Source organism: Bacillus sp. FSL R9-9492 (genome assembly GCF_038007365.1).
Classification (GTDB): Bacteria; Bacillota; Bacilli; order Bacillales; family Bacillaceae_G; genus Bacillus_A; species Bacillus_A mycoides.
In genome coordinates this window covers 3,090,279-3,111,945 of sequence record NZ_JBBOXC010000001.1, presented here as the reverse complement: position 1 = coordinate 3,111,945, position 21,667 = coordinate 3,090,279, and the positions used below count along the sequence as shown (strand labels likewise).

The 21,667-nt window shown below is 33.3% G+C and carries 24 protein-coding genes and 3 pseudogenes; 19 read left to right on the top strand and 8 right to left on the bottom strand.

All coding sequences use genetic code 11. From position 1 onward, the window contains the following. Positions 1-211: 211 nt before the first annotated feature. The gene (gene colA, locus MKY70_RS15920) at positions 212-2,848 is read left to right on the top strand and encodes a collagenase ColA (protein ID WP_012261185.1); all 2,637 of its coding nucleotides are present in this window, start codon (positions 212-214) and stop codon (positions 2,846-2,848) included. Between the two features lie 218 nt (positions 2,849-3,066). Here the strand turns inward: colA and MKY70_RS15915 are convergent, their stop codons facing one another. Continuing rightward, positions 3,067-4,446: a catalase gene (locus tag MKY70_RS15915; RefSeq protein ID WP_341025144.1), complete on the bottom strand. Its 1,380-nt coding sequence runs from the start codon at positions 4,444-4,446 to the stop codon at positions 3,067-3,069. 270 nt (positions 4,447-4,716) lie between these two features. Between MKY70_RS15915 and MKY70_RS15910 the strand changes: the two genes are divergently transcribed. Further along, on the top strand, positions 4,717-5,934 hold the full coding sequence (locus tag MKY70_RS15910; RefSeq protein WP_341025141.1) for an aspartate aminotransferase family protein: 1,218 nt from the start codon (positions 4,717-4,719) through the stop codon (positions 5,932-5,934). 303 nt (positions 5,935-6,237) lie between these two features. Next, positions 6,238-7,689 (top strand): MFS transporter, encoded by a 1,452-nt coding sequence (locus MKY70_RS15905; RefSeq protein ID WP_088035500.1) that lies wholly within the window; start codon positions 6,238-6,240, stop codon positions 7,687-7,689. Between the two features lie 68 nt (positions 7,690-7,757). Here MKY70_RS15905 and MKY70_RS15900 read toward each other — a convergent pair whose 3' ends face one another. From MKY70_RS15900 to MKY70_RS15890, 3 genes are read right to left on the bottom strand one after another with little or no spacing between them, the layout of a single operon-like run. Beyond that, on the bottom strand, positions 7,758-8,864 hold the full coding sequence (locus MKY70_RS15900) for a DUF4018 domain-containing protein (RefSeq protein WP_088035487.1): 1,107 nt from the start codon (positions 8,862-8,864) through the stop codon (positions 7,758-7,760). Further along, on the bottom strand, positions 8,839-10,002 hold the full coding sequence (locus MKY70_RS15895; protein WP_088035485.1) for a DUF58 domain-containing protein: 1,164 nt from the start codon (positions 10,000-10,002) through the stop codon (positions 8,839-8,841). Before MKY70_RS15895 ends, MKY70_RS15900 begins: the two co-directional genes overlap by 26 nt. Next, on the bottom strand, positions 9,999-10,928 hold the full coding sequence (locus tag MKY70_RS15890; protein ID WP_341025138.1) for an AAA family ATPase: 930 nt from the start codon (positions 10,926-10,928) through the stop codon (positions 9,999-10,001). Before MKY70_RS15890 ends, MKY70_RS15895 begins: the two co-directional genes overlap by 4 nt. A 204-nt stretch (positions 10,929-11,132) precedes the next feature. Between MKY70_RS15890 and MKY70_RS15885 the strand changes: the two genes are divergently transcribed. Together MKY70_RS15885 and MKY70_RS15880 are read left to right on the top strand one after the other, a co-directional pair. Further along, on the top strand, positions 11,133-11,450 hold the full coding sequence (locus MKY70_RS15885) for a PadR family transcriptional regulator (protein WP_088035481.1): 318 nt from the start codon (positions 11,133-11,135) through the stop codon (positions 11,448-11,450). Between the two features lie 7 nt (positions 11,451-11,457). Further along, entirely contained in the window at positions 11,458-11,994 is a 537-nt protein-coding gene (locus tag MKY70_RS15880) for a DUF2812 domain-containing protein (protein ID WP_088035479.1), read from the top strand. A gap of 119 nt (positions 11,995-12,113) precedes the next feature. Here the strand turns inward: MKY70_RS15880 and MKY70_RS15875 are convergent. Next, positions 12,114-12,352: pseudogene (locus MKY70_RS15875) on the bottom strand (hypothetical protein). A gap of 144 nt (positions 12,353-12,496) precedes the next feature. Further along, complete coding sequence (locus MKY70_RS15870) at positions 12,497-12,745, bottom strand: hypothetical protein (RefSeq protein ID WP_000433610.1); 249 nt, start codon at positions 12,743-12,745, stop codon at positions 12,497-12,499. Between the two features lie 282 nt (positions 12,746-13,027). Here MKY70_RS15870 and MKY70_RS15865 point away from each other — a divergent pair, with 282 nt between their 5' ends. The 11 genes and pseudogenes from MKY70_RS15865 (at position 13,028) to MKY70_RS15820 (ending at position 17,910) form a co-directional block, all read left to right on the top strand. Continuing rightward, positions 13,028-13,411 (top strand): VOC family protein, encoded by a 384-nt coding sequence (locus MKY70_RS15865; RefSeq protein WP_002032893.1) that lies wholly within the window; start codon positions 13,028-13,030, stop codon positions 13,409-13,411. A gap of 15 nt (positions 13,412-13,426) precedes the next feature. Then, positions 13,427-13,969 (top strand): GNAT family N-acetyltransferase, encoded by a 543-nt coding sequence (locus MKY70_RS15860; protein WP_088035477.1) that lies wholly within the window; start codon positions 13,427-13,429, stop codon positions 13,967-13,969. Next, complete coding sequence (locus MKY70_RS15855; protein ID WP_061688462.1) at positions 13,969-14,553, top strand: kinase; 585 nt, start codon at positions 13,969-13,971, stop codon at positions 14,551-14,553. The genes MKY70_RS15860 and MKY70_RS15855 overlap by 1 nt, the downstream gene beginning before the upstream one ends. Continuing rightward, positions 14,543-14,644 (top strand): annotated as a pseudogene (locus MKY70_RS30845) (DUF3887 domain-containing protein); the annotation flags it as partial. The gene MKY70_RS15855 and the pseudogene MKY70_RS30845, both read left to right, overlap by 11 nt. Positions 14,645-14,985: 341 nt before the next feature. Continuing rightward, a complete protein-coding gene (locus tag MKY70_RS15850; protein ID WP_002032885.1) occupies positions 14,986-15,255 on the top strand; it encodes a hypothetical protein in 270 nt (89 codons plus the stop codon). A gap of 42 nt (positions 15,256-15,297) precedes the next feature. Next, a complete protein-coding gene (locus MKY70_RS15845) occupies positions 15,298-15,660 on the top strand; it encodes a hypothetical protein (RefSeq protein WP_002032883.1) in 363 nt (120 codons plus the stop codon). 23 nt (positions 15,661-15,683) lie between these two features. Then, complete coding sequence (locus MKY70_RS15840) at positions 15,684-16,127, top strand: hypothetical protein (protein ID WP_002032882.1); 444 nt, start codon at positions 15,684-15,686, stop codon at positions 16,125-16,127. A gap of 22 nt (positions 16,128-16,149) precedes the next feature. Then, a complete protein-coding gene (locus MKY70_RS15835) occupies positions 16,150-16,338 on the top strand; it encodes a hypothetical protein (RefSeq protein WP_016101154.1) in 189 nt (62 codons plus the stop codon). 210 nt (positions 16,339-16,548) lie between these two features. Next, positions 16,549-17,133, top strand: coding sequence for an SMI1/KNR4 family protein (locus tag MKY70_RS15830; protein WP_016101155.1), 585 nt, complete (start codon positions 16,549-16,551; stop codon positions 17,131-17,133). A 198-nt stretch (positions 17,134-17,331) separates the two neighbouring features. Next, positions 17,332-17,496 (top strand): annotated as a pseudogene (locus MKY70_RS15825) (DUF3887 domain-containing protein); the annotation flags it as partial. A gap of 102 nt (positions 17,497-17,598) precedes the next feature. Next, a complete protein-coding gene (locus tag MKY70_RS15820) occupies positions 17,599-17,910 on the top strand; it encodes a hypothetical protein (protein WP_002190010.1) in 312 nt (103 codons plus the stop codon). Between the two features lie 41 nt (positions 17,911-17,951). On the opposite strand, the gene MKY70_RS15815 is transcribed toward MKY70_RS15820, so the two are convergent. Together MKY70_RS15815 and MKY70_RS15810 are read right to left on the bottom strand one after the other, a co-directional pair. Beyond that, entirely contained in the window at positions 17,952-18,167 is a 216-nt protein-coding gene (locus MKY70_RS15815) for a helix-turn-helix domain-containing protein (RefSeq protein WP_000974615.1), read from the bottom strand. A gap of 10 nt (positions 18,168-18,177) precedes the next feature. After that, positions 18,178-18,660 (bottom strand): DUF2975 domain-containing protein, encoded by a 483-nt coding sequence (locus tag MKY70_RS15810; protein WP_088035475.1) that lies wholly within the window; start codon positions 18,658-18,660, stop codon positions 18,178-18,180. Between the two features lie 354 nt (positions 18,661-19,014). On the opposite strand from MKY70_RS15810, the gene MKY70_RS15805 reads away from it, so the two are divergent. The 3 genes from MKY70_RS15805 (at position 19,015) to MKY70_RS15795 (ending at position 21,659) form a co-directional block, all read left to right on the top strand. Beyond that, positions 19,015-19,803 carry a DeoR/GlpR family DNA-binding transcription regulator gene (locus MKY70_RS15805; RefSeq protein ID WP_088035473.1) on the top strand — a complete coding sequence of 263 codons (789 nt, stop codon included), beginning with the start codon at positions 19,015-19,017 and terminating at the stop codon, positions 19,801-19,803. 160 nt (positions 19,804-19,963) lie between these two features. Continuing rightward, the gene (locus MKY70_RS15800; RefSeq protein ID WP_002165547.1) at positions 19,964-20,830 is read left to right on the top strand and encodes a carbohydrate ABC transporter permease; all 867 of its coding nucleotides are present in this window, start codon (positions 19,964-19,966) and stop codon (positions 20,828-20,830) included. Between the two features lie 10 nt (positions 20,831-20,840). Next, entirely contained in the window at positions 20,841-21,659 is an 819-nt protein-coding gene (locus MKY70_RS15795; RefSeq protein WP_002110514.1) for a carbohydrate ABC transporter permease, read from the top strand. Positions 21,660-21,667 lie beyond the last annotated feature (8 nt).

Below are 21,667 nucleotides of genomic sequence, written 5' to 3'. Positions count from 1 at the left end.
TAAGAAATAGCATTGGCACAGTTTTTGCTTGTATTAAATGTAAGGAAGGGGAATTGTATGTAAGGAATCTGTATTCGTAATAGTATAAAACAAGCTACTATTGCATCATTGATCATACTTGTATTTATAGCGGAACTGTAAATACATACAAATAAGTATGTTCTGGTTTTAATATTCTGAATTTTCTTTAAAATTATTAGGGGGCAATGGTATGGTTAAATATTCGAAAATTTCTAAGCTGATTCTTGGTGTGGGACTAGTGACAATATCATGTAATGGTTTGCAAATTCAAGCAGAGACAAAAGAGAAAAATGTGAAGAGCGTATTACAAATGGAGCCGGTAGGAATACAGAAATCTGTTGATGAGTTGGCGCACTCTTCAACAGTACAAGAAAATGCATCTTTTACAAAACGGTTAAAGTTATCGGATTTATCGCAGCGTCCGCTAGCACCAAACGAGGATGTTAAACCGTTAGCTGAAGAAAAAAAGTATTCGATGGCTGAGTTAAATCAATTAAGTAACAAACAATTAACTGATCTTCTTGTGACGATTAAATGGTATCAAATCCCGGAGTTATTTCAGTTTAATAGTGATAGTCTCAAGTTCTATCAAGATGATAGCCGAATGCAAGCAATCATTAATAAACTAGCAGAACAAGGTCAAACTTATACGAAAGATGATTCAAAAGGGATTGAAACGTTAGTAGAAGCTCTACGTGCAGCATTTTATTTAGGTTTTTACCATGATGAATTAAGCAAACTAAATGAGCGTAGCTACCATGATAAATGTTTACCGGCTTTAAAAACAATTGCAAAAAATCCGAATTTCAAACTTGGTACATCAGAACAAAATAAAGTTATTTCATCATATGGGAAATTAATTGGAAATGCATCGGCTGATGTTGAAACGGTTTTATATGCAGGTGAAATTTTTAAACAATATAACGATAATCTTGCAACTTTCATTGAAGACCGAACGAAAGGAGACGCTATTTATGAGTTGATGAAGGGAATTGACTTTGATATTCAGACGGATATGTACACGACTGGAAAAGAGCCAAAAGATACGATGTGGTATCGCAATATTGATAACTTTATTAATGAAGTAAATCGTTTTGCACTAATTGGTACTGTAACAAATAAAAACGGATGGTTAATTAATAATGGAATTTACTATGCTGGTCGATTAGGCAAGCTTTATAGTACACCAACAAAAGGCCAGCAAGTTGTTACAGAAGCGATGCGGATTTATCCACATTTAGGGGAGCAATATTTTGTTGCAGCAGAACAAATTACTACAAATTACGGAGGAGTAGATGCGAACGGAAAAACAATAAGTTTAGATCAAATTCGAGAAGAGGGTAAAAAGAAATATTTACCGAAAACGTATACGTTTGATGATGGAGCTATTGTCTTTAAAACAGGGGATAAAGTTAGCGAAGAGAAAATTAAACGTCTATACTGGGCGGCAAAAGAAGTACGCTCTCAATTTTATCGTACAGTTGGTAGTGATAAACCACTTGAAAGTGGACATGTTGATGATGTGTTAACGATGGTTATTTATAATAGTCCAGATGAATATCAATTTAACCGTCAATTGTATGGATATGAAACGAATAATGGTGGAATGTACATTGAAGGAACGGGAACTTTCTTTACATATGAACGTACACCAGAGCAAAGTATTTATAGTTTGGAAGAATTGTTCCGCCATGAATTTACACACTACTTACAGGGAAGATACGAGGTTCAGGGATTATGGGGCCAAGGGGAAATGTATCAAAATGAACGTTTAACATGGTTTGAAGAAGGGAATGCAGAGTTTTTTGCAGGTTCAACGCGATTAGATAGTGTAGTACCACGAAAAAGTATAATTGGTGGATTATCTTATGATCCTGCAAAACGTTATACAGCAGCACAAACATTAAATGCGAAATATGGAACGTGGGATTTTTATAACTATTCGTTTGCATTGCAATCATATATGTATAATAACCGTCCTGAAATGTTCGATAAAGTGCATGATTTAATTCGTGCAAATGATGTTTCAAGTTACGACGCATATCGTTCTACATTAAGCAAAGATAATAAATTAAATGAAGACTATCAATCTTATATGCAAATGCTTATTGATAATCGCGATAAGTATACAATTCCACAAGTATCAGATGAGTACTTAGCGCAGCATGATCCAAAATCGATTTCGGATGTTACATCAGATATCACAAATGAAGCAAAGTTAAAAGATGTGAAGGTAACAAAAAATAAATCACAATTCTTTAATACATTTACACTACAGGGGACATATACAGGAAGTGCGGCAAAAGGAGAAATTGAGGACTGGAAAGTGATGAATCAAGCAACAAATGATATGTTGAAACGTCTTTCAGGAAAAGAGTGGACTGGATATAAAACATTGACTGCTTATTTTGTAAATTACCGTGTTAATAATGCTGGACAATTTGAATATGATATTGTATTTAGCGGAGTGAATACGGAAGAAGGTACGGCTGTAGAAAAAGAACCGAATAATTCATTTGATACAGCGAATCCACTATCTTTGAACACTTTATTAAGAGGAAACTTAAGCGATCAAGATCAGGGGGATAAATTTGTTATCGATGTAAAGGATCAAAAAGATTTACAGATTTCTGTTACGAACGAACAAAACCTTGGAATGAACTGGGTATTATATTCTGAATCAGATCTAAATAATTATGTAGCTTATGCAACTAAACGTGATGGAAACAAATTGCTTGGAAATTATAATGCGAAGCCAGGGAAATATTACTTAAGTGTATATAAGTATGGCGGTGGAACAGGGAATTATACAGTGCAAGTAAAATAATTTACTATAGTTTGTTTTGAAAGACTACTTATCGCATTTTTTAGTTAAATAAAGTATTTAATGTTAAACATTAAACTACTTCAATATACCCCTGTTCTATAATTAGAACAGGGGTATATTGGTTTTATATTTTTAAATTATATAACCTCATTGGATTTTGACAAGAAAATAATTAATATAGATTTGAATTCTCATTCGTAAAGCATGTTTTAATCTTCTTAATGCTCTTTCATTTTTGTCCCAATGCTTGTTTTCAAATCAGTTGATACTTGATCGAAATACCCCAAAACTATCTTCCTAATATCATCGGATATAACGTTCAAATCACTAGCTAAATTTTCAGCAAGGTGTTCTTTCTCTATTTGTGTTAACTTTTCATAAAATTCACCAGCCTGCCCAAAGTCATCTTGCTTAGTTATAGAAGTTCTTTCAAGTGTGCCTTCAACATATCTTCCGTCACCGCTTGTTACTTGATTAGCAGGTGTCCAATCTTGCTGCTGGTTAATCGTTAATTTACGAAATTCAGGACCAATTCTTCGTCTTTGAGAATCGCTATAAATATTAGCGCGGCCTTGCAACATTTTATCGTCAGATAGTTCTGCACCATCTAGTAAATTAGAAGGAGAGAAGGCGACTTTTTCTACTTGTTCCATATAATTTTCAGGATTTTTATTTAATACCATTTTACCGACTGGTATGAGAGGGTACGCCTTTTCGTCCCATACTTTTGTATCATCTAAAGGATCATAAGAAAGATGTGCTTCATCTTTTGGATCCATGAGCTGGACGTATAAACCATACTCCACTGATTTACCAGCCTCAATTACATCATATAAATCTTTCCCACTATAATCCGGATTTTCAGCAGCTAGTTTATTAGCTTCCTCACTAGTAATAAATTGTACACCTTCAAATGGATACCAATGATATTTTACATACTTTCGATTACCTTCATCATTTCTCCAAACGTATGTATTTACACTATGTCCTGGGATGTGGCGAAGACTCTTTGCCGTACCGGCATCAGAGTATAAACGGACAACAAAATGAATGGATTCGGGTGCTCTAGCGACAAAACTCCAAAATCTATCCGGATCTATTAAGTTATTTTTAGGTGAAGGCAACAATGCTTTAATCGTTTCAGGGAAACGCATCGGATCACGAACAGAAAAGACAGGAATGTGATTACATAAAAGATCAAAAATGCCTTCTTTTGTATAAAATTTTGTAGAAAAGCCGCGTACATTTCTAGAAGTATCTGGTGTTCCTTTCGTACTAACAGCTAACGAAAACCGTACCATAACAGGAACTTTCTCATTTGAATGTTGTAAAAAACTCAGCTTTGTATGTTCAGACATCGGATATATCGTTTGAAAATAACCGAATGCCCCAAAACCTTTTACATGAACAGGTCTTTCTACAATTTTTTCATGAATAAATTCTTGTAACGTTTCGTGTAGTACATTATCTTGCTTTAAAATAGGTCCACGTGAACCAACTGTTTGAGAGTGAAGTTTAGCTTGTTCATTACGTTCTCCATTTTCATTAAAGCCTTTTCCTAGTAAAGATTGTCTCTGTTTATCATAGTTTTCATCCATCGATATAGCCTCCAAATCTTTTTTTCCATTGTTACTAAATATGATTTTATAGCCTTGATTATGTATGACACGCAAAGTTCAAAATAGTAACAGACCGCTAGATGAAAAAAACGTGTATGTAGTGGACCTGTTGAAATAGAAGAAATTATGGAAAAATGAATATCGGGAAGAAAATTACTATTAAAATTACAATCTTAAAAATGAATTTATACATGACTTTATAGAGAATGAACATAAATAAACAGGGAAAATAACTAGGAGGAATTTAAAATGTCGGATTGGTTTCAATTAGATAAAGAATATATGATGCCTACGTATTGTCGTACGAAGGTTGCAATAGAAAGAGGAGAAGGGTGCAAGCTTTATGATGTGGATGGTAAAGAGTATGTAGATTTATTTTCTGGTGTCGGAGTGAACGTATTAGGGTATAATCACCCGAAAATCGTGCAAACGACAATGGAACAAGTTACGAAATCTCTGCATCTCCCATTTCATTTTTTAAACCCAGTTGCGATTGAGTATGCAAAGAAATTAGTTGATTGCTCTTTAAAAAATGGAAAAGTCTTTTTTACAAACTCTGGTACGGAAGCGACAGAAACAACGTTGAAATTAATTGATAAATATAGAGCGAATACGCATGAGGAACGTGAAGGAATCGTAGTGCTGAAGAATAGCTTCCACGGGCGTACGTTAGGGGCACTTCATTTTACGAGACAAGAAAGTGTATATCAAAATTTCCCTAAAACATCGATTCCAGTATATGAAGTAGAGCACGAGAATATAGAGCAATTAGAAGAAACAATTGTTAAAGAAAATCCAATTGCGATTATGCTAGAGCCTGTATTAGGTAGCGGGGGGATATACCCTTTATCGGGTGAATATTTACATGGTGTTCAAAACTTATGTGATAAATATAATGTCATTCTTATCGTTGATGAAGTTCAAAGTGGTATGGGGAGAACTGGTAAACTATTTGCTTATCAAAATTTCAATATTACACCGGATATTATTCAAATTGGTAAGGGAGCAGGAGGCGGGATACCGCTTGGCGGAATTATTGTAGGTGAAAAGTTATGTGATGTATTTGCACCAGGAGATCACGGCACAACGTTTGCTCATTCTTCAATGGGAACGGCTTTAGGGTTAACGGTTTTAAATACATTGATTGACGATGGTTTAATGCAAGAAGCGTATGAAACATCACACTATCTAAATGATAAATTGCAAGAAATTCAGAAAGAAAATTCTTATTATATTCAGGAAGTACGTCATGCTGGAATGATGTTTGGAATTAGTTTGAATGATAAGAATGAAAATGTTAAGAAATTACAGGTGGAGCTAATGGAGAAAGGAATGTTAGTTGATGTTACACAAGGGAACATCATCCGTTTACTTCCTCCATATATAATTACTAAAAAAGAAATTGATGCATTTATTTATGAGTTTATCTCCTGTATTCATAGCTTATCAGCTATAGCGAGTGTTTAAAAAACTTTATAAAAAAGCACCTTATTTTTAATTCAAATAAGAAGAAAATAGGGGTGAAAAAAATAAATTTACGTATTAAAATAAAAAGCTGAAAAAGGTACTCGTATAGCGCCTTCTTCAGCTTTTTAAAATAGTAAATTACTTAACATAGGAAGCATCTCATTGGACAAATAATTAATTATGTGAAACAATAATAACAGATAAGGAGACGTTGCTTTTCCTTAAGTGCTTCGTATTGAATTTATTCTAGTAAGAGAAGGTGTGCTTAAAGAAGTTAAATTAAATAAGGGGCTGTTTTACTATATGCAACAAAATAATGATTTGAATTTTGAACCTCAAGACGTTAATATTGTCAATTCTAAACAAGCGAAAAAAGCAGTTATTGCTACTGGCATTGGGAATGCAATGGAGTGGTTTGACTTTGGATTATACGCGTATTTAGCGGTAATATTAAGTCAATTATTCTTCTCAGGTGTGGATAATAGTGGTTTGCAACTTGTACTAACATTTGGTACATTTGCGGCGGCCTTTCTCGTTCGACCAATCGGAGGTATTTTCTTTGGTAGAATAGGAGATAAATACGGCCGAAAGATTGTTTTAAGTACAACTATTATTTTAATGGCACTTTCTACATTATTCATCGCATTACTACCAACCTATGAACAAATTGGTGTATGGGCACCAATACTACTTTTAATTGCTCGAATGATTCAAGGCTTCTCTACAGGCGGCGAATATTCAGGAGCAATGGTTTATATCGCAGAATCTTCTCCAGATAAAAAGCGTGGTATACTCGGTAGTGGTCTTGAAATTGGAACACTCTCAGGTTACATTGCTGCCTCGGTAATTGTTACCATTTTGACGTTATTATTAACAGATGAGCAAATGCTCAGCTGGGGATGGCGTATTCCTTTCTTAATTGCTGCACCAATTGGTTTGGTCGGTTTATATTTACGACGTCATTTAGATGAATCTCCAATCTTTCAAGAGATGGAAAAAGCACAAGAGGAATCTGAAGACAACGAACAATTTTCATTTATGGATATATTAAAATATCACAAAAAAGACTTCTTATTAAGCACAGTAATTGTTGCCTTCTTTAACATTACAAACTATATGATCCTTTCGTATATTCCTTCTTATTTAACACAAGTACTAAAAGTCAAAGAAACAACTGGCTTATTAATTATTTCAATTACGATGGCACTTATGATTCCACTGGCACTTTATTTCGGTAAATTAAGTGATAAAGTAGGTAATAAACGCGTAGTGCAAATTGGTTTACTTGGTTTAGCATTATGTTCAATTCCAGCATTTTTATTAATTGGTAACGGACATATTGTAGCCATGTTTGCGGGTATTTTCATTTTAGGTTTCTTCCTTAGTGTTTATGAAGGAACATTGCCTTCGTTATTACCAGCACTCTTTTTCACCGATGTACGTTATCGTGCGCTTTCTATCTCCTTTAATATTTCTGTATCTATATTCGGTGGTACAACACCGCTCGTATGTTCATACTTAGTTCATGCTACTGGTAATCCACTAGCACCAGCATTTTATTTAACAGGTGTAAGTATAATTGGATTAATTGTGTTTAGTGTACTGTTTGTCACAACCTCAGGACGTGCACTAAAAGGTTCTTACCCTACTGTAGAATCGAAAAAAGAAGCACATCAAATTGCTAAAGAGGATCCTGAAGAAACACTTTGGTGGCATGAAGAATCTTTAGAAATTGAAGCAGGAAAAAAAGCATAATTTGTGAAAAGCAACGTGGACTTTTACACAAAAAGACTCCTAGTTTAATAGGAGTCTTTTTGTATACATCATTTTCTCTTCTTCAAACTCTTCTGATACGCATAAAGCTTATGAACCTCTTCCTTAAATTCATGCAGAAGTACAGTGTTTTCACCATTTGAATAACGCACTGCATTATACGCGTCTATAATAATATGACTCTGAATATTTACCTCTTCTTCATCATTAATTCTCTCTAGCCAAGCTTCAACAGTTTCTCCTCGTTCTCGGTTTAAAGGAGGAGATAGCTTACTCTCGAGTTTGAAAATTTCTTTTCGAATTTCGTTATGTGGTGGTTTATTTCGTTTGAAGCGTTTTTGGCTAATGCCTTCTTTATCAGTAATGATTGTAGATTCAAAGACAGGCATATTTGGTAAACTTAAATGTTTTCGTTTTTTTACTATTTTCCAAACGACGTAAATAGCGATGGCTGTACAGGCTATTATTGTAATGCTATTTATGAGAGTTGGATCAAAAGGACGCTGCCCCAATTCCTCTTTAATTTGAGGATCTTTTAAATTTCCTTTATTCGACCAAAAGTCGTCTGTATCTTTTAATGCAGCTGCCGAGAACAATGGATTTAAAGCATAACCAAATCCTAAGGCAACTACTTGTATGATATAAGAAAAAAGAAGCCGAATATAAGGAAATATCGGAATAAGTAAAGCGCTAATTATTCCAATCGTAATAATAGAAGTGAAACGCAATAGCTGTTGATTACGATTGGAACCTGTTAACCAAAATGTAATCATAATGTGTAAAGTTAATAGTAACAATTTCCACAATGGTGGAAAGGGGGCATAAAATATAGCTGAAACGACAAACCATACAATACCGCCTAACGATTTTTGTACTGGATATCCCGGTCCAACAGAGTGTACGATAAAGAAAAACAGTGGTAATAATATTGTGCCTAAAATAGAGAAAGGTAGAAATAAAGAACAACCGATTATTTGAATAACTAACAGTAGTACAAAACCTGTTGTTTTTTTCTTCATAAATTTATGAATAAGAAATACTCCTACATAACCGGTCACTAAAAATATAGCAATACCAATGAGTTCATCTCTTTCCGTTAATAATGAAAGAAGGAGGAGCAGAATAAAGTCATTAACGTGATAGAGCCAAGTTTTCAAGCTTTTCCACCATCCCTTCATTATTAATGAGGAACGTAGGCTGAGATAGAAGAGGGAGCTCCTTTTTCTGCAAACCAATGTATATCATTGTAGATGAGCGTTCCCTTTTTCTCGTTACATAGTGAAGAAATCCTTGTTTCGGAAGTAGCGTACTATCATCTGAAATACGTGCTAATTCTTCTAACGCTTTGGCATAATGTGTTTGTCCTTCGTTTAATGGTAAAAGCAAAGGGCCACCTTCTGCTAAAACACTAATAAATAACTCAAACGGAATTTGATGCTTCGTTGCGAATTGACAAATGTACGTTGTAAATGAAATAAGGTCTTCTACATTTTCTTTCCAACCAAACCCACGATCAGCAGCTAAAGAAAGACAAATCGTCCAACTATAATTTTTTACAGGTTCATATTGCTTCGCTTGTAACGCCTGCATTTTAGCAGATGCTTTCCAATGAATAGAGCGGAAAGATTCACGTTCATATCGTTTAACACCGATAATGGATGTTTCATCATTGTAAAAAGAGAAATTCGTTCGATACGAACCTGTTAATAGTTGCTGAAGTTCTTGTAAACCGGCTACCTCTTTAGGAGAAGGGTACACAATAATTTCAGTCTTTAACTTATCGAAAACAGGTAAATGTACAGTTAAAAGATGAAAAGGATCTTTTAAAACACATTCGAACTGTTCAATTTGAAACACACCACGCTTCGTTGCGGTTAATGTTAAATCCCATTTTTGTGCTGAATGAGCAGGTTGTGAAAATGGGAAAGAAAATAACGTTTTCGATATTTGTTCAATCCCTTGATCTTTATGCGGTATAAGGGAAGAATCTAAATGAAAATAACAAACACCATTAACGAGTGGTATATTTGCCCCATTTTTTAAATGAATAAAAAACTGTCCAGATTCATCAGGGAAAAGCCGAGTTGTTTGTTTCTCGTTTATTACTTGAAACTTTTTCTCTATGTAAGCGACATATTTATAAATAAAAATCGCAAATAAATAGTAGAAGAAAAAGAGAAACATAATAATTCGTTGCGGCAGAAAAAACGTAAATAGTATAGCGCCTGGCACAGTTAATTGAATAATATGGAGCTGAAAAAATAAAGGTACAGTTACAACGCGTTGTCCATTCATGCTTGTTCAATCTCCACAGGTACGTCTACTTCTTTTAAAATCCTTTGCATTAATTCATTTTTTGTCGTACGTAAAGCTCCTTCCATTGACAAGACGATACGGTGATTCCAAACAGAAGGAACTAAAAATTGTATATCTTCAGGCGTGCAATATTCTCTCCCGCGTAAAAAGGCTAATGCTTGAACGGCACGTACTAAAGCTAATGTGGCACGCGGGCTTACACCATTGGCAATGTAATCATGATTTCTTGTAGCGTGAGCAAGTTTAATAATGTAATGTTCTAACGGTTCTGATACGAAAATTTCTTTCACTTGTTGCTGCGCTTCTAAAATGTCCTCTAAAGAAATGACAGATGTGACGCTTTCTAACGGTGCATTGTTACGAAAACGGCGCATCATTTTTAATTCATCTTCAGGAGACGGATAACCAATTGAAATCGTCATTAAAAAGCGATCAAGCTGTGCATCTGGAAGAGGGAAAGTTCCTTGTGATTCAATCGGGTTTTGCGTCGCAATAACAAAGAAAGGTTTCGGAAGAGGAGTAGACTGCTTTTCAAGCGTTACTTGTCGTTCTTCCATCGCTTCTAACAAACTAGATTGTGTTCTCGGCATCGCGCGGTTAATTTCATCCGCAAGTAATATGTTTGTCACGACTGGTCCAAGTCTTAACTCGAATTCACTAGTTTTTGGATTGAAATATTCAATACCTGTTACATCACTCGGAAGTACATCAGGGGTAAATTGAACGCGAGAAAAATTACCACCAATGCTTTTAGAAATTGTTTTTGCTAGTAATGTTTTCCCGGTGCCAGGAACGTCTTCAAGCAGTACATGTCCATCCGCAAGTAATGAAACGAGGAGTAAATCAATTACATTTTCCTTACCGACAAAAACAGATCCTATGTTTTCTTTCAATTTAGTTATCATATGTATCATTCCTTTCAAAATAAAAGCGGATATTTCTGTATTTTAACAAATTATTCAGAAAATTGATATGATTTTTTAATTTGAAGAAATGGATATTTAATTTTAAAATTCCACTTGCATATTTTGGAATATGATTATACAATATCGGTATACGATATATCGAAAGTCGATATATCACGAAGCGATGTATCGGAGGTAGTTATAATGAATGGGAAAGCGCAAAAATACATTCCATTAACTGAGGCGACATATTACATATTGTTGTCACTTGTAAAGCCAATGCATGGTTATGGAATTATGCAAATGGTAGAAGAGATGACAAATGGAGAAGTAAAGCTCGGTCCTGGTACTTTATACGGGAATACGACGAAGTTATTAAAAGAAAAATTGATTGTTGAAGTTGCCTCTACCGATAGGAAGAAATGTTACGAGTTAACACCATTTGGTAGAGAAGTGTTGGAATTGGAGTATAAAAGATTACAACGATCTGTAGGGAATGGAAATAGTATTTTAGGGGAGTGAATGGAAGATGGAGACAAAGAAGATATTCAAACCTTTTGCGGTATCGAGCTTAGAAAAAGAAGAAGCTTTTTTACGGAATATGCACCAACAAGGCTGGGCATTACAAAAATATAATATAATGTATACGTTTCAGAAAACTAAGCCGAAAGATGTAGTATATAAAGCAGATTTTAGATTGGATTATAAAGATTCAAAGGAAAAACAAAAAGAATATATTGAAATATATGAAATGTGTGGATGGAAACATGTAACGAGTTTTGCAAAATGGAATTATTTTTGTAAAGATGTAGAAGAGGAAAAAGAGTTGCCTGATATTTATTCAGAAAAGGAAACGAAGGTACAAAAAATGAAGGAATTACTACAATTTTTTGCCTTTATTTCAATAACTATATTACCCTCAATGTATAACGCATTTTTAAGTTCAACAGAATCAAGAGTGCCAATTTGGGCGAAAGTTATGCTGGGGTTTGTTGGTTGTATGTATATGTATCTCTTTATAAGGCTCTCTTGGAAAATTAAGAAATTGAAAAGCGAAATATTATAATAAAGAGTGGATTTTAAAAGAAGATGATTTCGTAGATATTATATACGGGAATCATCTTCTTTCATTTCTATGTAATTTTATTTTGTTCACTCTTTTTTACATAATAAAAGACTATATATTTAAGGCATAGAACTAACAGTTACAAAGATAAACTAGTAATAATACCTAAAAAAGTCATAAATGATGAAGAAACGATTAATAATAATGAACTACTGATTAATACTATTTTATTAGAGTTTTCATGTTTAAAGTGGTAATAAAGTAAAAAGCCGCAAACAGTAGAAACAATCCATATAGCTAGACCGTAAGGAGTTGTTATCTTCTTCCAATCGAAAATCCAAAAGTAGAGTATGATCATGTGGCAAACTAATCTCTTATGTAAATATTACAAGAAGAGTATGGAGTTTAAAATATAATAAGGAAGAAATACGTTTTGTACCACCTCATTAAAAGGAAAAATCCCTTAAAGAAAAATCTATTTCTATAAGGGATAGTAATGATTTTATGAGAAAGACTGATTTTGCGCAGGTTTTATAAATTGTTCTGGGTTTTCAACAAGCCCACATACAGCACATTGGACGCGGTAAGTAGGTCCTTGATAAGCCATATGAAAAGCGTTCATCGTTTCATTTGTGTATTCTTCTTCTACTTGACCAGTTTGCGGATTTAATTTTACTGGTTTTACTTGTTGCTCAAGAATATTAAAGCGCGTTCGGTTCGTTTTACAGCTTGGACATAGCATTGGTTCCATATGTATACACCTCCATTTGTAGCATTTCTTAAGCGGTATGATTTTATGCAAGTAAAAAAACTTTCTCAATATAAATAGGTGTTTATTATATTTAAAATTCAGAAAAAATAAAATATAATAAATGTAAGAACTGGTTATGTCCAAACCAAATCTCCTGTTTTATGCCAATAAGCTGGGGGGCCGAGAAATCGGCCTCATTTTTTTGTGCTCATCTCAATAAGGTACAAGGTTTTTAAAAACATTTGTCGAATTTTTAGAGGTGAAGGTTAAGGGGGAATAATTATGAACTTAAAAATGAAATACATTATTTTATATGTAGAAAAGTTTGAGCAATGTCTTCAGTTTTATAAAGAAATTTTAAGATTGCCAATAAGAGCAGAGCACGGTACATATATTGAATTTGAAACAGGAGCAACAATTTTAGCGATGAATACACGAGAGGATGTTAAGGAGTTAACGGGACTACCTCTTACAGAAGGTGTACTACAATCTTCTCATTTTGAGTTAGGGTTTGTTGTAGAAGATGTAAAGGGAACGATTGAGAAATTAAAAGAACAAGGGGTTAAAGTTCTAGTTGAGCCAATTATAAAACCGTGGGGACAAACAATTGCTTACATTGCCGATCCAGACGGTAATTATATTGAAATTTGTAGTTCGTTAGAATAGAAGGAGAAAAAGAGGATGGGGTTTCCAAAATTAGAAACAGAACGTTTACTATTAAGAGAACTTACACTATTAGATGCAGAAGCGATGTTCCATTATTTTTCAAAAGAATCCGTTATTCGTTATTTCGGAATGGACTCTTTCGAAAATATTGAGAAAGCGAAAACGACTATTCAAACGTTTAGAAAGCGTAATGAAGAGGGAAGCGTATTTCGCTGGGGAATAGAGAAGAAAGGCACGGATCAATTAATTGGTACGTGTGGGTTTCATTTAATTAACAAGCATCATAAACGAGCTGAAATTGGTTATGAGCTAGATGATACATATTGGGGACAAGGATACGCAACCGAAGCACTGCAAGCAATGCTAGCTTACGGATTTGAAACGTTGCATTTTATAAGAATTGCAGCTGTCGTATATATAGAAAATGAAGCTTCCCGTAATTTATTAAAAAAATCCGGATTTCAAGAAGAAGGATTACTTCGAAAATATATGATTCAAAATGATGTTGCTCATGACACGGTCGTTTATTCATTATTAAAAGAAGATTGGCAAAAGTAATGAGCACAAATGAGATAATGAAGGTTATTAAGGACCATAAAGATGAGCGATTTATATTAGGTATAGACGGACTAAGTCGTTCGGGTAAAACAACGTTGGTTAAAAAATTAGAAGAAAATATGAAACGAAATGGAATCCCGTTTCATATTTTTCATATTGATGATCACATAACCGAGCGTAACAAGCGATATAATACTGGATTTGCAGAGTGGTATGAGTATTACAACTTTCAATGGGATATCGATTGCTTGCTGCGAAACCTTTTTCAAAAGTTACAAAGCGCTATTGAATTAGAATTACCTTTTTATCATGATGGAACAGACTCATGTGAAATGAAAGAAATCCAGCTTCCTTTAGTAGGTGTAATAATTGTAGAAGGAGTTTTTCTGCAGCGAAAAGAATGGAGAGATTTTTTTCATTATATGGTGTATTTGGATTGTTCAAGAGAGACAAGGTTTCTACGTGAAAGTCCAGAAACGCAGAAGAATCTTTCAAAGTTTCAAAGTAGGTATTGGAAAGCTGAGGAGTATTATTGGGAAGCGGAATCTCCGAGGGATAGGGCGGATTTAGTAATTACAAAATGAAGCTAAGTATAAAGAAGTGCATGGGAAATTTGATAGCAAGATGAAAACCGCATTATCAGAGGGGAAAATGAAAGATCTTACGCCTGTAATGTTAAGCGATAATAAAGTTGTTTAAAAAATAATAAAGTTCTTTAATTCTTATAGAACTAACCATGCAGGTTAGCTCTATAAAAAAATTTCAATTTATTACAAAGTGTAGAAAAGCATAATTTTTCAAAGGCAAAGCAAGAATGGGTATATTATGGAATGGTAGACAATAAGTTAACTGTCATCTATGTTGCCATGAAAGAGTTTAAATGGCATGAACTACAATTTGTAGGGCAGTTTATGAGTTCACAACAAAGAGAACGCTATAATATCATATTAAAATAAAAGAGGGGTAGAACATGCCATTCCATATAGGTAGTGCAAGAGCAGGTTTTACTAAGGTAAGTGGTACTAGGGGTAGGTGCATTCTATAAGTATTTAGGATATAGAGAAAACGGTAAAGATGTAATGGAACGACACGAAGCTTATGTTGAGGATATTCATGTAGAAACTGTAACGAAATACGGTAAAGTATACTGGAATACGATTGATAGTGAACTAGAATATGCAAAAAAAAAGATTAGTGAACTAGGATATACAGAAAAGGAAACTCTTAGAGATGTATTACTTAGGGCAGATAGATGTTTGAGAGACTATGGTTACGCTATAAAATAGTAGACTTTAGGAGAAATAAATCTATTTAAAGGGGTACCAAGGATGGGGAAATTCAAGAAAGACCAAAAAGTAGTTGCACTTACATTTGAGGGGTTAACGCCATGTACCATTGTAAGAGTTGGTTGGATTTTTATTACGGTACAGGTAGAGGAAACAAAACATCTGTATTCGATTACAAAAGGTAAGATAGTTCCTTTAGAAGAAGACAAATACTACTTATTAGAAGAGTGTATAAATGAAGAAGGTAACTTTGAAATAGGCGATGTGTTTGGTATTATTGATTCATCGAACTTAGAAAGTGTAAAGAAAGAATTTGCTAACAACGGTGAATTCGAGAAGAAAGATGGACAATATTATACAAGACTTAAAACAGGTAGTGAGTTACTGAAACAATACTTCAACTAATATTTCACAAAGGAGTATGCAATATGATTGAGATGAAACAGGTAAAAGTAGGGAGAGACCAAAAGGAGTCTCTTTTTGTTTTAAATGGTGAAGGTGACATTATATTAAGTACAGAGAAAAGGTCCATCTTAAACAGTTGGTGTAATCTATTAGGGATAGAGATACCGACTAATGTAAAAATAACAGAAGTAGACAATGTACATATAACTACATATCAAGTAGAGAAGACTGTCATGTGTAAGGAATTTATAGATAAGAAAGAAGTACCCTTAGGGGTATCTCCTTGTCTAACCTTTGTACCTATGAAAGACTGTGATGAATACATGGAAGTAATTGCTTACGTACATATTGACGAGAAAGTCACAACAATCTATATACCGCATGAAACTTCAAATGTATTTGTAGAGTTGTATACAGGAGAAGTAGACACTAGTGTAAAGTTACCATTTTTAAATTATAATTTCTAATTTCTAATAGGATGGTAGGAACATGATTCCAAATATAGAACTAGGTATCAAAACGGTAAAGGGTCAAGACTTAAAATTAGGTGATATATTAAGTGCAGATGGGTTAATAGACACAGTTGTAGTAATAGACGAAGAAGGTAACTTACATACACAAGTAAATAGTGAACCATCAATGGCATTCGAGTTAGAAGGTTTTATCATAGTAGAGTGAAAATGACCTAATTTTGATATTTACGGACATATTTCAAGTGGGAAAATATGCTCAACTCACCCTATCAATAATTACAATGGGATTATCTGCTTACATTTGCTTGAACAAAAAGATGAAATGAGGCTTTCGATAAAAGTGAATAATCTTATTTATGTTAGGTATATAGACTAATAAAAAAATTTTATATTTTATTATTGGGAGGACGAAATAATGGATTTGGTAAACAAATTTTTAAACGGCTTGAGAGCAGCATTATCAACAGATGATCTCGAGGCACTAAATAAAGCGTACGGTGCTACAAAAGATGATATTGATACATTAAGGTCAGAATATCCAAATTGTCCAGAATCACTAATCTCTTTACTTGAAAATATTGATGGTACATATTGGCGGAAATATGGAGAAAACAAAGTTGCGGTATGTATTTTAGGCTCAGATGTTGAAGAGTATCCATATTATTTGCTTTCTACACAGCAGATGCTCGAAAGTTCAAAAGAAGAAGAAGACGTCTCTTATCTTTTAGAATACCAAGATGACGAGGATACTGTTGATTCTAAGATAAATCCAAAAGGACTTCTCCCTGGCACTTATATTCATTTTTCAGACTGTATGAACAATGGTGGAACATCAAGACTCTATATTGATTTTAACCCTTCTGATGAAGGTGTATGTGGTCAAATAATTCGTTTTTTGCACGACCCTGATGAATATGAAGTGATTGCAAACAGCTTTGATGAGTATTTACAGGATCTTATTGATGGTGATTTTAATTTTCTAGAAGAAGAATCTCAATAATTTGTGAAGAATTACACTTCAACTAATGGGAGCTTTAGTTGAACAAGATTTAAACAAATTTATTATTTATATTTGTCTACAAACTCATTTAAAAGGTTAGAAATTAAACAACTTTAAAGAGCCTTACTACAATATGATTTGTAGCGAGGCTCTTATATTTTTAAATCAGAATTAAATAACATTATTATCACTTTACATGTAATTGAAAAAGCTGGTATATTCGAAAAGATTGAAAAAAAGTCGATTGAAGAAAAAGATGGTTTATATACTGTTGTTCTTGTAGCAAAATATAGTAAAGAACAACGTACCTTTATCATAACTTATAACGCTAAAGAAGAAATAGCAGGTTTATATATTAAATAAAAAACAGATACAGTGGAAGTTTCCACTGTATCTGTTTTTTTAACCAAATTATGGTTATTCGCGCTAATATGAACACATAGCTATATAAAAGGGGTGGGTATTATGAAAACCGAAATAGTTCCCAAAAAGAAGTACAGTATAATAAGCTATATATCTTTACTCATCGGAATTATGTGTTTTTTATTCGTTTTTATAACTCCGACGAGAATAGCGAATGCGGGAAATATAGTTGGAGATTATGTAACGATTGCTCTTACAGGTGTAGGTATTATACTTTCAATAATCACAATGACGAAAAAAACAGAGAAAAAGGGGATAGCTATTATTTCATTAGTACTGTCCTCATCATTTTTTATATTTTGGATCATCGCAATTATTTTAGTTTTGACGGGTCAAGTTAGCTTCGCGCCGTAATGAGCAATAAAAAGAGTCCTTCATTAATAGAAGGACTCTTTTTATTCGGTATCTTCAGGTTGATATTCTAAAATATCCCCAGGTTGGCATTCTAATGCTTTACAAATAGCATCTAAAGTTGTAATTCTAATTGCTTTTGCTTTTCCATTTTTTAATATAGAAAGGTTAGCCATTGTAATTCCAACCTTCTCCGAAAGCTCTGTTACACTCATTTTTCTTTTAGCTAACATTACATCAATATTAATTATTATTGCCATGTTATTCACCTCAGACCGTTAAATCATTTTCTGATTTTATATCTATCGCATCTTTTAAAAGTCTTTGGAGAACGGCAGCAAAGACTGCGATAACCATTGAAGCAAAGATTAGGAGCATGCCAAGTATAATAATACCAGGTGCGTCATCTCTCTCTGCTACAAGATAGAAGAGTGGCATGCCTACTACATATAATATACTAATTGTTACTGCACAGTTTTTTATCTTTTTTAAAGCTCTAACAGATAATTTCGAGAAGGCGTTACCCTTGTCAATGTAGCTTACAAGTTTAAAGGCTTGATATAGAGCAAAATAAAAAGGTAGCACCGTTGCATATAGATTGATTAAAATAAGATATTTTATATATGCAATATCGGGATACAATTCCGCTGCATAATTCCCTATGTTAGGAACTAAAAATATACACAAAGCAAGAACAGGCATTCCAATCAGAATAATAGCTATCTTTAAAAAGAGTGTTGATCCTTGTTTCATATAAAGCACCTCATTTATTAATTATCTATTTAATCTAACATGAAATTTATCGTTTAACAATAAATTTTTATTTATTATAATCTTGTTTTTATTGTTAAACCAATTTGGATTTTAGATGAAAATAAAAAGTGCTGCTCTTTATAAAAAAGGGCGCCAAACAAATAGACTTCCTGAAAGAAAAAAGTATGATGAATATGGTGATATATATCATTGTTCCTTTGACGAAACATAGTAAAGATAATCGTTCCTTCTTTCTTTAAATGATGTTATGTTAAAAGTAACGATTAAGTCGTTCTAATAATAAGAGTTTTTAGAAAATCAATATTTTACGTAATTTGACGAGGTGTTAATGAAATGAAATCGTACACACAATTTGAACGAAGAAAACACATACTAGATGAGTTAGAAAAGTACAACCGAGTTATGGTAAATGATTTAGCAAAGGTATTAAATGTTACAACAGAAACGATACGAAGAGATTTAGATATGTTGCACAAGGAAGGGCAGCTTACGAAAATACATGGTGGTGCAATTAAGAAAAAAGATCAAACACTAGAATTTCATTTTAATAAACGTCGAGCTGAAAATATTGAAGAAAAACGAAAGATTGCAATGGAAGCAAGTAAACTCGTAGAAGATAATGATATTATCGCAATTGAAATTGGGACAACCACAATGCAAATTTTGGATTACATACACGATAAAAAGAATTTGACGATTTTAACAAACTCGATACCAGCTGTTAATAAAATTATCGAGCTTAAAGAACAATATGATTCCTTTGATTGCAGGTTAATAGTCATTGGAGGAATATTGAATACAAATTCATTAGCATTGTCTGGAGAAATGACGTTAAACTATCTTGACCATTTCACTGTTAATAAGTTATTTGCTTCTTGTGATGGAATTTCTTTAGAAAAAGAACTAACATGTTCGTATATTGAAGATGCACAAATATATAAGCAGTTAAAGAATAATGCAAAACAAGTTGTCATGATGGCTGATGAGTCAAAGTTTAATTTAACAAAGTTCTATAAAAGCGGGAATTTCAGTGACATCGATGCATTATATACAAACGCTAAGCTCGATGAGGCGTGGCACAATGTGTTAACAAGTAATGGGGTAGAAGTAATAACAGTATAGAAAACAAAAAGAAGACTATTTCTTAGTAAGTTGAGAAATAGTCTTTTTTTGTTTATATGTTGTTTTATTTTGTTTATTTGTTGTTTTTACAATTAGTTAACAAATTAACAACATTGTGTTAATAATATACTCGTACAATATGAATTAGGAGGTGGCAAGAATGCAAATAAAACTATCAAAAGCTGTGTTCTTTTTACTACCAGTTGGAATACCTCTAATCTTGTTTTGGATTATTCCGAATTTCATTAGTTTAGGTATTAGTTTTACTGATTGGGATTTTATGACGAATGATTTTAACTTTGTTGGTTTAGAAAACTATTTTAATTTATTTACACAAGATTCTTTTATGCAAGCATTGCTAAATACGTTTTATTTCGGAATTGGAACAGTGATTCCAACGATTGCATTAGGTTTAGGATTCGCATTATTCTTCCGAAAAAAATTCAAAGGTTCTGCATTGTACCAATTAATGATCTTTTCACCTTGGGTAACGCCAACAATAGCTGTATCCATTGTGTGGTCACTCTTATATGAACCTCAATTTGGAGTTATTAATAAAGTTCTAAACTTTTTCGGGATACCAGGTTTGGACTGGCTTCAAAGTAGTCAAACAGCGATGTTAGCAGTCATTATTGTGACAGTTTGGAAATTAGTTGGTTGGACGATGATCTTCTATATCGGCGCATTAGAGAAAGTTCCAGATAGTTTATATGAAGCAGCTAGTATTGATGGAGCAAATTCATGGCAGAAATTTCGATATGTAACACTGCCTATGGTTTCATCAACAACGTTCTTCTTAGTTGTTGTCAATACAATTTCTTCAGTGCAGGCTTACGATCAAATAAAAATTTTAACACAAGGTGGACCTAGTGGTTCGACGCGTACGTTACTTTATTTATTCTTCCAACAAGGGTTTGAACAATTTGATATGGGATCTGCAACAGCAATCGCATTTATCATACTAATCATTACAATACTACTATCTGTTATAAACAAAATAATAGGTGACAAGTGGGTGAACTATTAAGGTGAATAATATGAAAAAAGGTCCATTAATCGTAAAGCATCTCTTTCTAGCATTATCAAGTATACTATTTATTTTTCCATTCATATGGATGGTGCTTGGTTCGTTTAAAACATCTAGTGAAGTATTACAAGGAGGTTTTTGGCCTAAAGAATTTCACTGGGAAAATTATCAGCAAGTATTAGATATACTTCCATTTAGCACATATTTATTTAATAGTTTCTATACTTCTTTCATCATTACTATATATGTACTTGTTTCGTCAGCGCTTTTTGCTTATATGTTGGCATTTTATAAGTTTAAAGGCAAGAATATTACGTTTAGTGTTGTGATGGCAACCTATATGATCCCTGGAGCTGTATCGTATGTTCCTGTATATGTAATGTTAGGGAAATTTGGTTTGCTTGATTCACATTTTGGATACATGATTTCTATGGCTGTTAGCGTATTCGGTATTTTCTATTTGAAACAAACGTTCCACAAAGTTGGTTTTGAAATAGTAGAAGCAGCCAAAATTGATGGAGCGAGTGATTGGCGTATTCTTTGGAAGATTATTTTTCCAATGACACGATCATCATTTGTAACATTAGGATTGGTCACATTTATTGGTAACTATAATAATTACATTTGGCCAGCTCTTATTTTGAAAGATAATACACAAAAGTTAATTACGAATGGAATTGCTGATTATTTCATTAATAGTTCTTTAGGACGAGATTGGTCACACATTATGGTTGCAAGTACAATCGCAACGGTGCCGCTCTTAATCGTATTTTTAATTCTACAAAAATGGTTCTTATCTGGTGTTACTGATTCAGGAATAAAGGGGTAATTAAATAT

Excerpts from the sequence above, each read along its gene's own strand:
- colA (WP_012261185.1), top strand. The coding sequence starts at position 212 with ATGGTTAAATATTCGAAAATTTCTAAGCTGATTCTTGGTGTGGGACTA.
- MKY70_RS15915 (WP_341025144.1), bottom strand. The coding sequence starts at position 4,446 with ATGGATGAAAACTATGATAAACAGAGACAATCTTTACTAGGAAAAGGC.
- MKY70_RS15910 (WP_341025141.1), top strand. The coding sequence starts at position 4,717 with ATGTCGGATTGGTTTCAATTAGATAAAGAATATATGATGCCTACGTAT.
- MKY70_RS15905 (WP_088035500.1), top strand. The coding sequence starts at position 6,238 with ATGCAACAAAATAATGATTTGAATTTTGAACCTCAAGACGTTAATATT.
- MKY70_RS15895 (WP_088035485.1), bottom strand. The coding sequence starts at position 10,002 with ATGAATGGACAACGCGTTGTAACTGTACCTTTATTTTTTCAGCTCCAT.
- MKY70_RS15890 (WP_341025138.1), bottom strand. The coding sequence starts at position 10,928 with ATGATAACTAAATTGAAAGAAAACATAGGATCTGTTTTTGTCGGTAAG.
- MKY70_RS15885 (WP_088035481.1), top strand. The coding sequence starts at position 11,133 with ATGAATGGGAAAGCGCAAAAATACATTCCATTAACTGAGGCGACATAT.
- MKY70_RS15880 (WP_088035479.1), top strand. The coding sequence starts at position 11,458 with ATGGAGACAAAGAAGATATTCAAACCTTTTGCGGTATCGAGCTTAGAA.
- MKY70_RS15870 (WP_000433610.1), bottom strand. The coding sequence starts at position 12,745 with ATGGAACCAATGCTATGTCCAAGCTGTAAAACGAACCGAACGCGCTTT.
- MKY70_RS15865 (WP_002032893.1), top strand. The coding sequence starts at position 13,028 with ATGAACTTAAAAATGAAATACATTATTTTATATGTAGAAAAGTTTGAG.
- MKY70_RS15860 (WP_088035477.1), top strand. The coding sequence starts at position 13,427 with ATGGGGTTTCCAAAATTAGAAACAGAACGTTTACTATTAAGAGAACTT.
- MKY70_RS15855 (WP_061688462.1), top strand. The coding sequence starts at position 13,969 with ATGAGCACAAATGAGATAATGAAGGTTATTAAGGACCATAAAGATGAG.
- MKY70_RS15845 (WP_002032883.1), top strand. The coding sequence starts at position 15,298 with ATGGGGAAATTCAAGAAAGACCAAAAAGTAGTTGCACTTACATTTGAG.
- MKY70_RS15840 (WP_002032882.1), top strand. The coding sequence starts at position 15,684 with ATGATTGAGATGAAACAGGTAAAAGTAGGGAGAGACCAAAAGGAGTCT.
- MKY70_RS15835 (WP_016101154.1), top strand. The coding sequence starts at position 16,150 with ATGATTCCAAATATAGAACTAGGTATCAAAACGGTAAAGGGTCAAGAC.
- MKY70_RS15830 (WP_016101155.1), top strand. The coding sequence starts at position 16,549 with ATGGATTTGGTAAACAAATTTTTAAACGGCTTGAGAGCAGCATTATCA.
- MKY70_RS15820 (WP_002190010.1), top strand. The coding sequence starts at position 17,599 with ATGAAAACCGAAATAGTTCCCAAAAAGAAGTACAGTATAATAAGCTAT.
- MKY70_RS15815 (WP_000974615.1), bottom strand. The coding sequence starts at position 18,167 with ATGGCAATAATAATTAATATTGATGTAATGTTAGCTAAAAGAAAAATG.
- MKY70_RS15810 (WP_088035475.1), bottom strand. The coding sequence starts at position 18,660 with ATGAAACAAGGATCAACACTCTTTTTAAAGATAGCTATTATTCTGATT.
- MKY70_RS15805 (WP_088035473.1), top strand. The coding sequence starts at position 19,015 with ATGAAATCGTACACACAATTTGAACGAAGAAAACACATACTAGATGAG.
- MKY70_RS15800 (WP_002165547.1), top strand. The coding sequence starts at position 19,964 with ATGCAAATAAAACTATCAAAAGCTGTGTTCTTTTTACTACCAGTTGGA.
- MKY70_RS15795 (WP_002110514.1), top strand. The coding sequence starts at position 20,841 with ATGAAAAAAGGTCCATTAATCGTAAAGCATCTCTTTCTAGCATTATCA.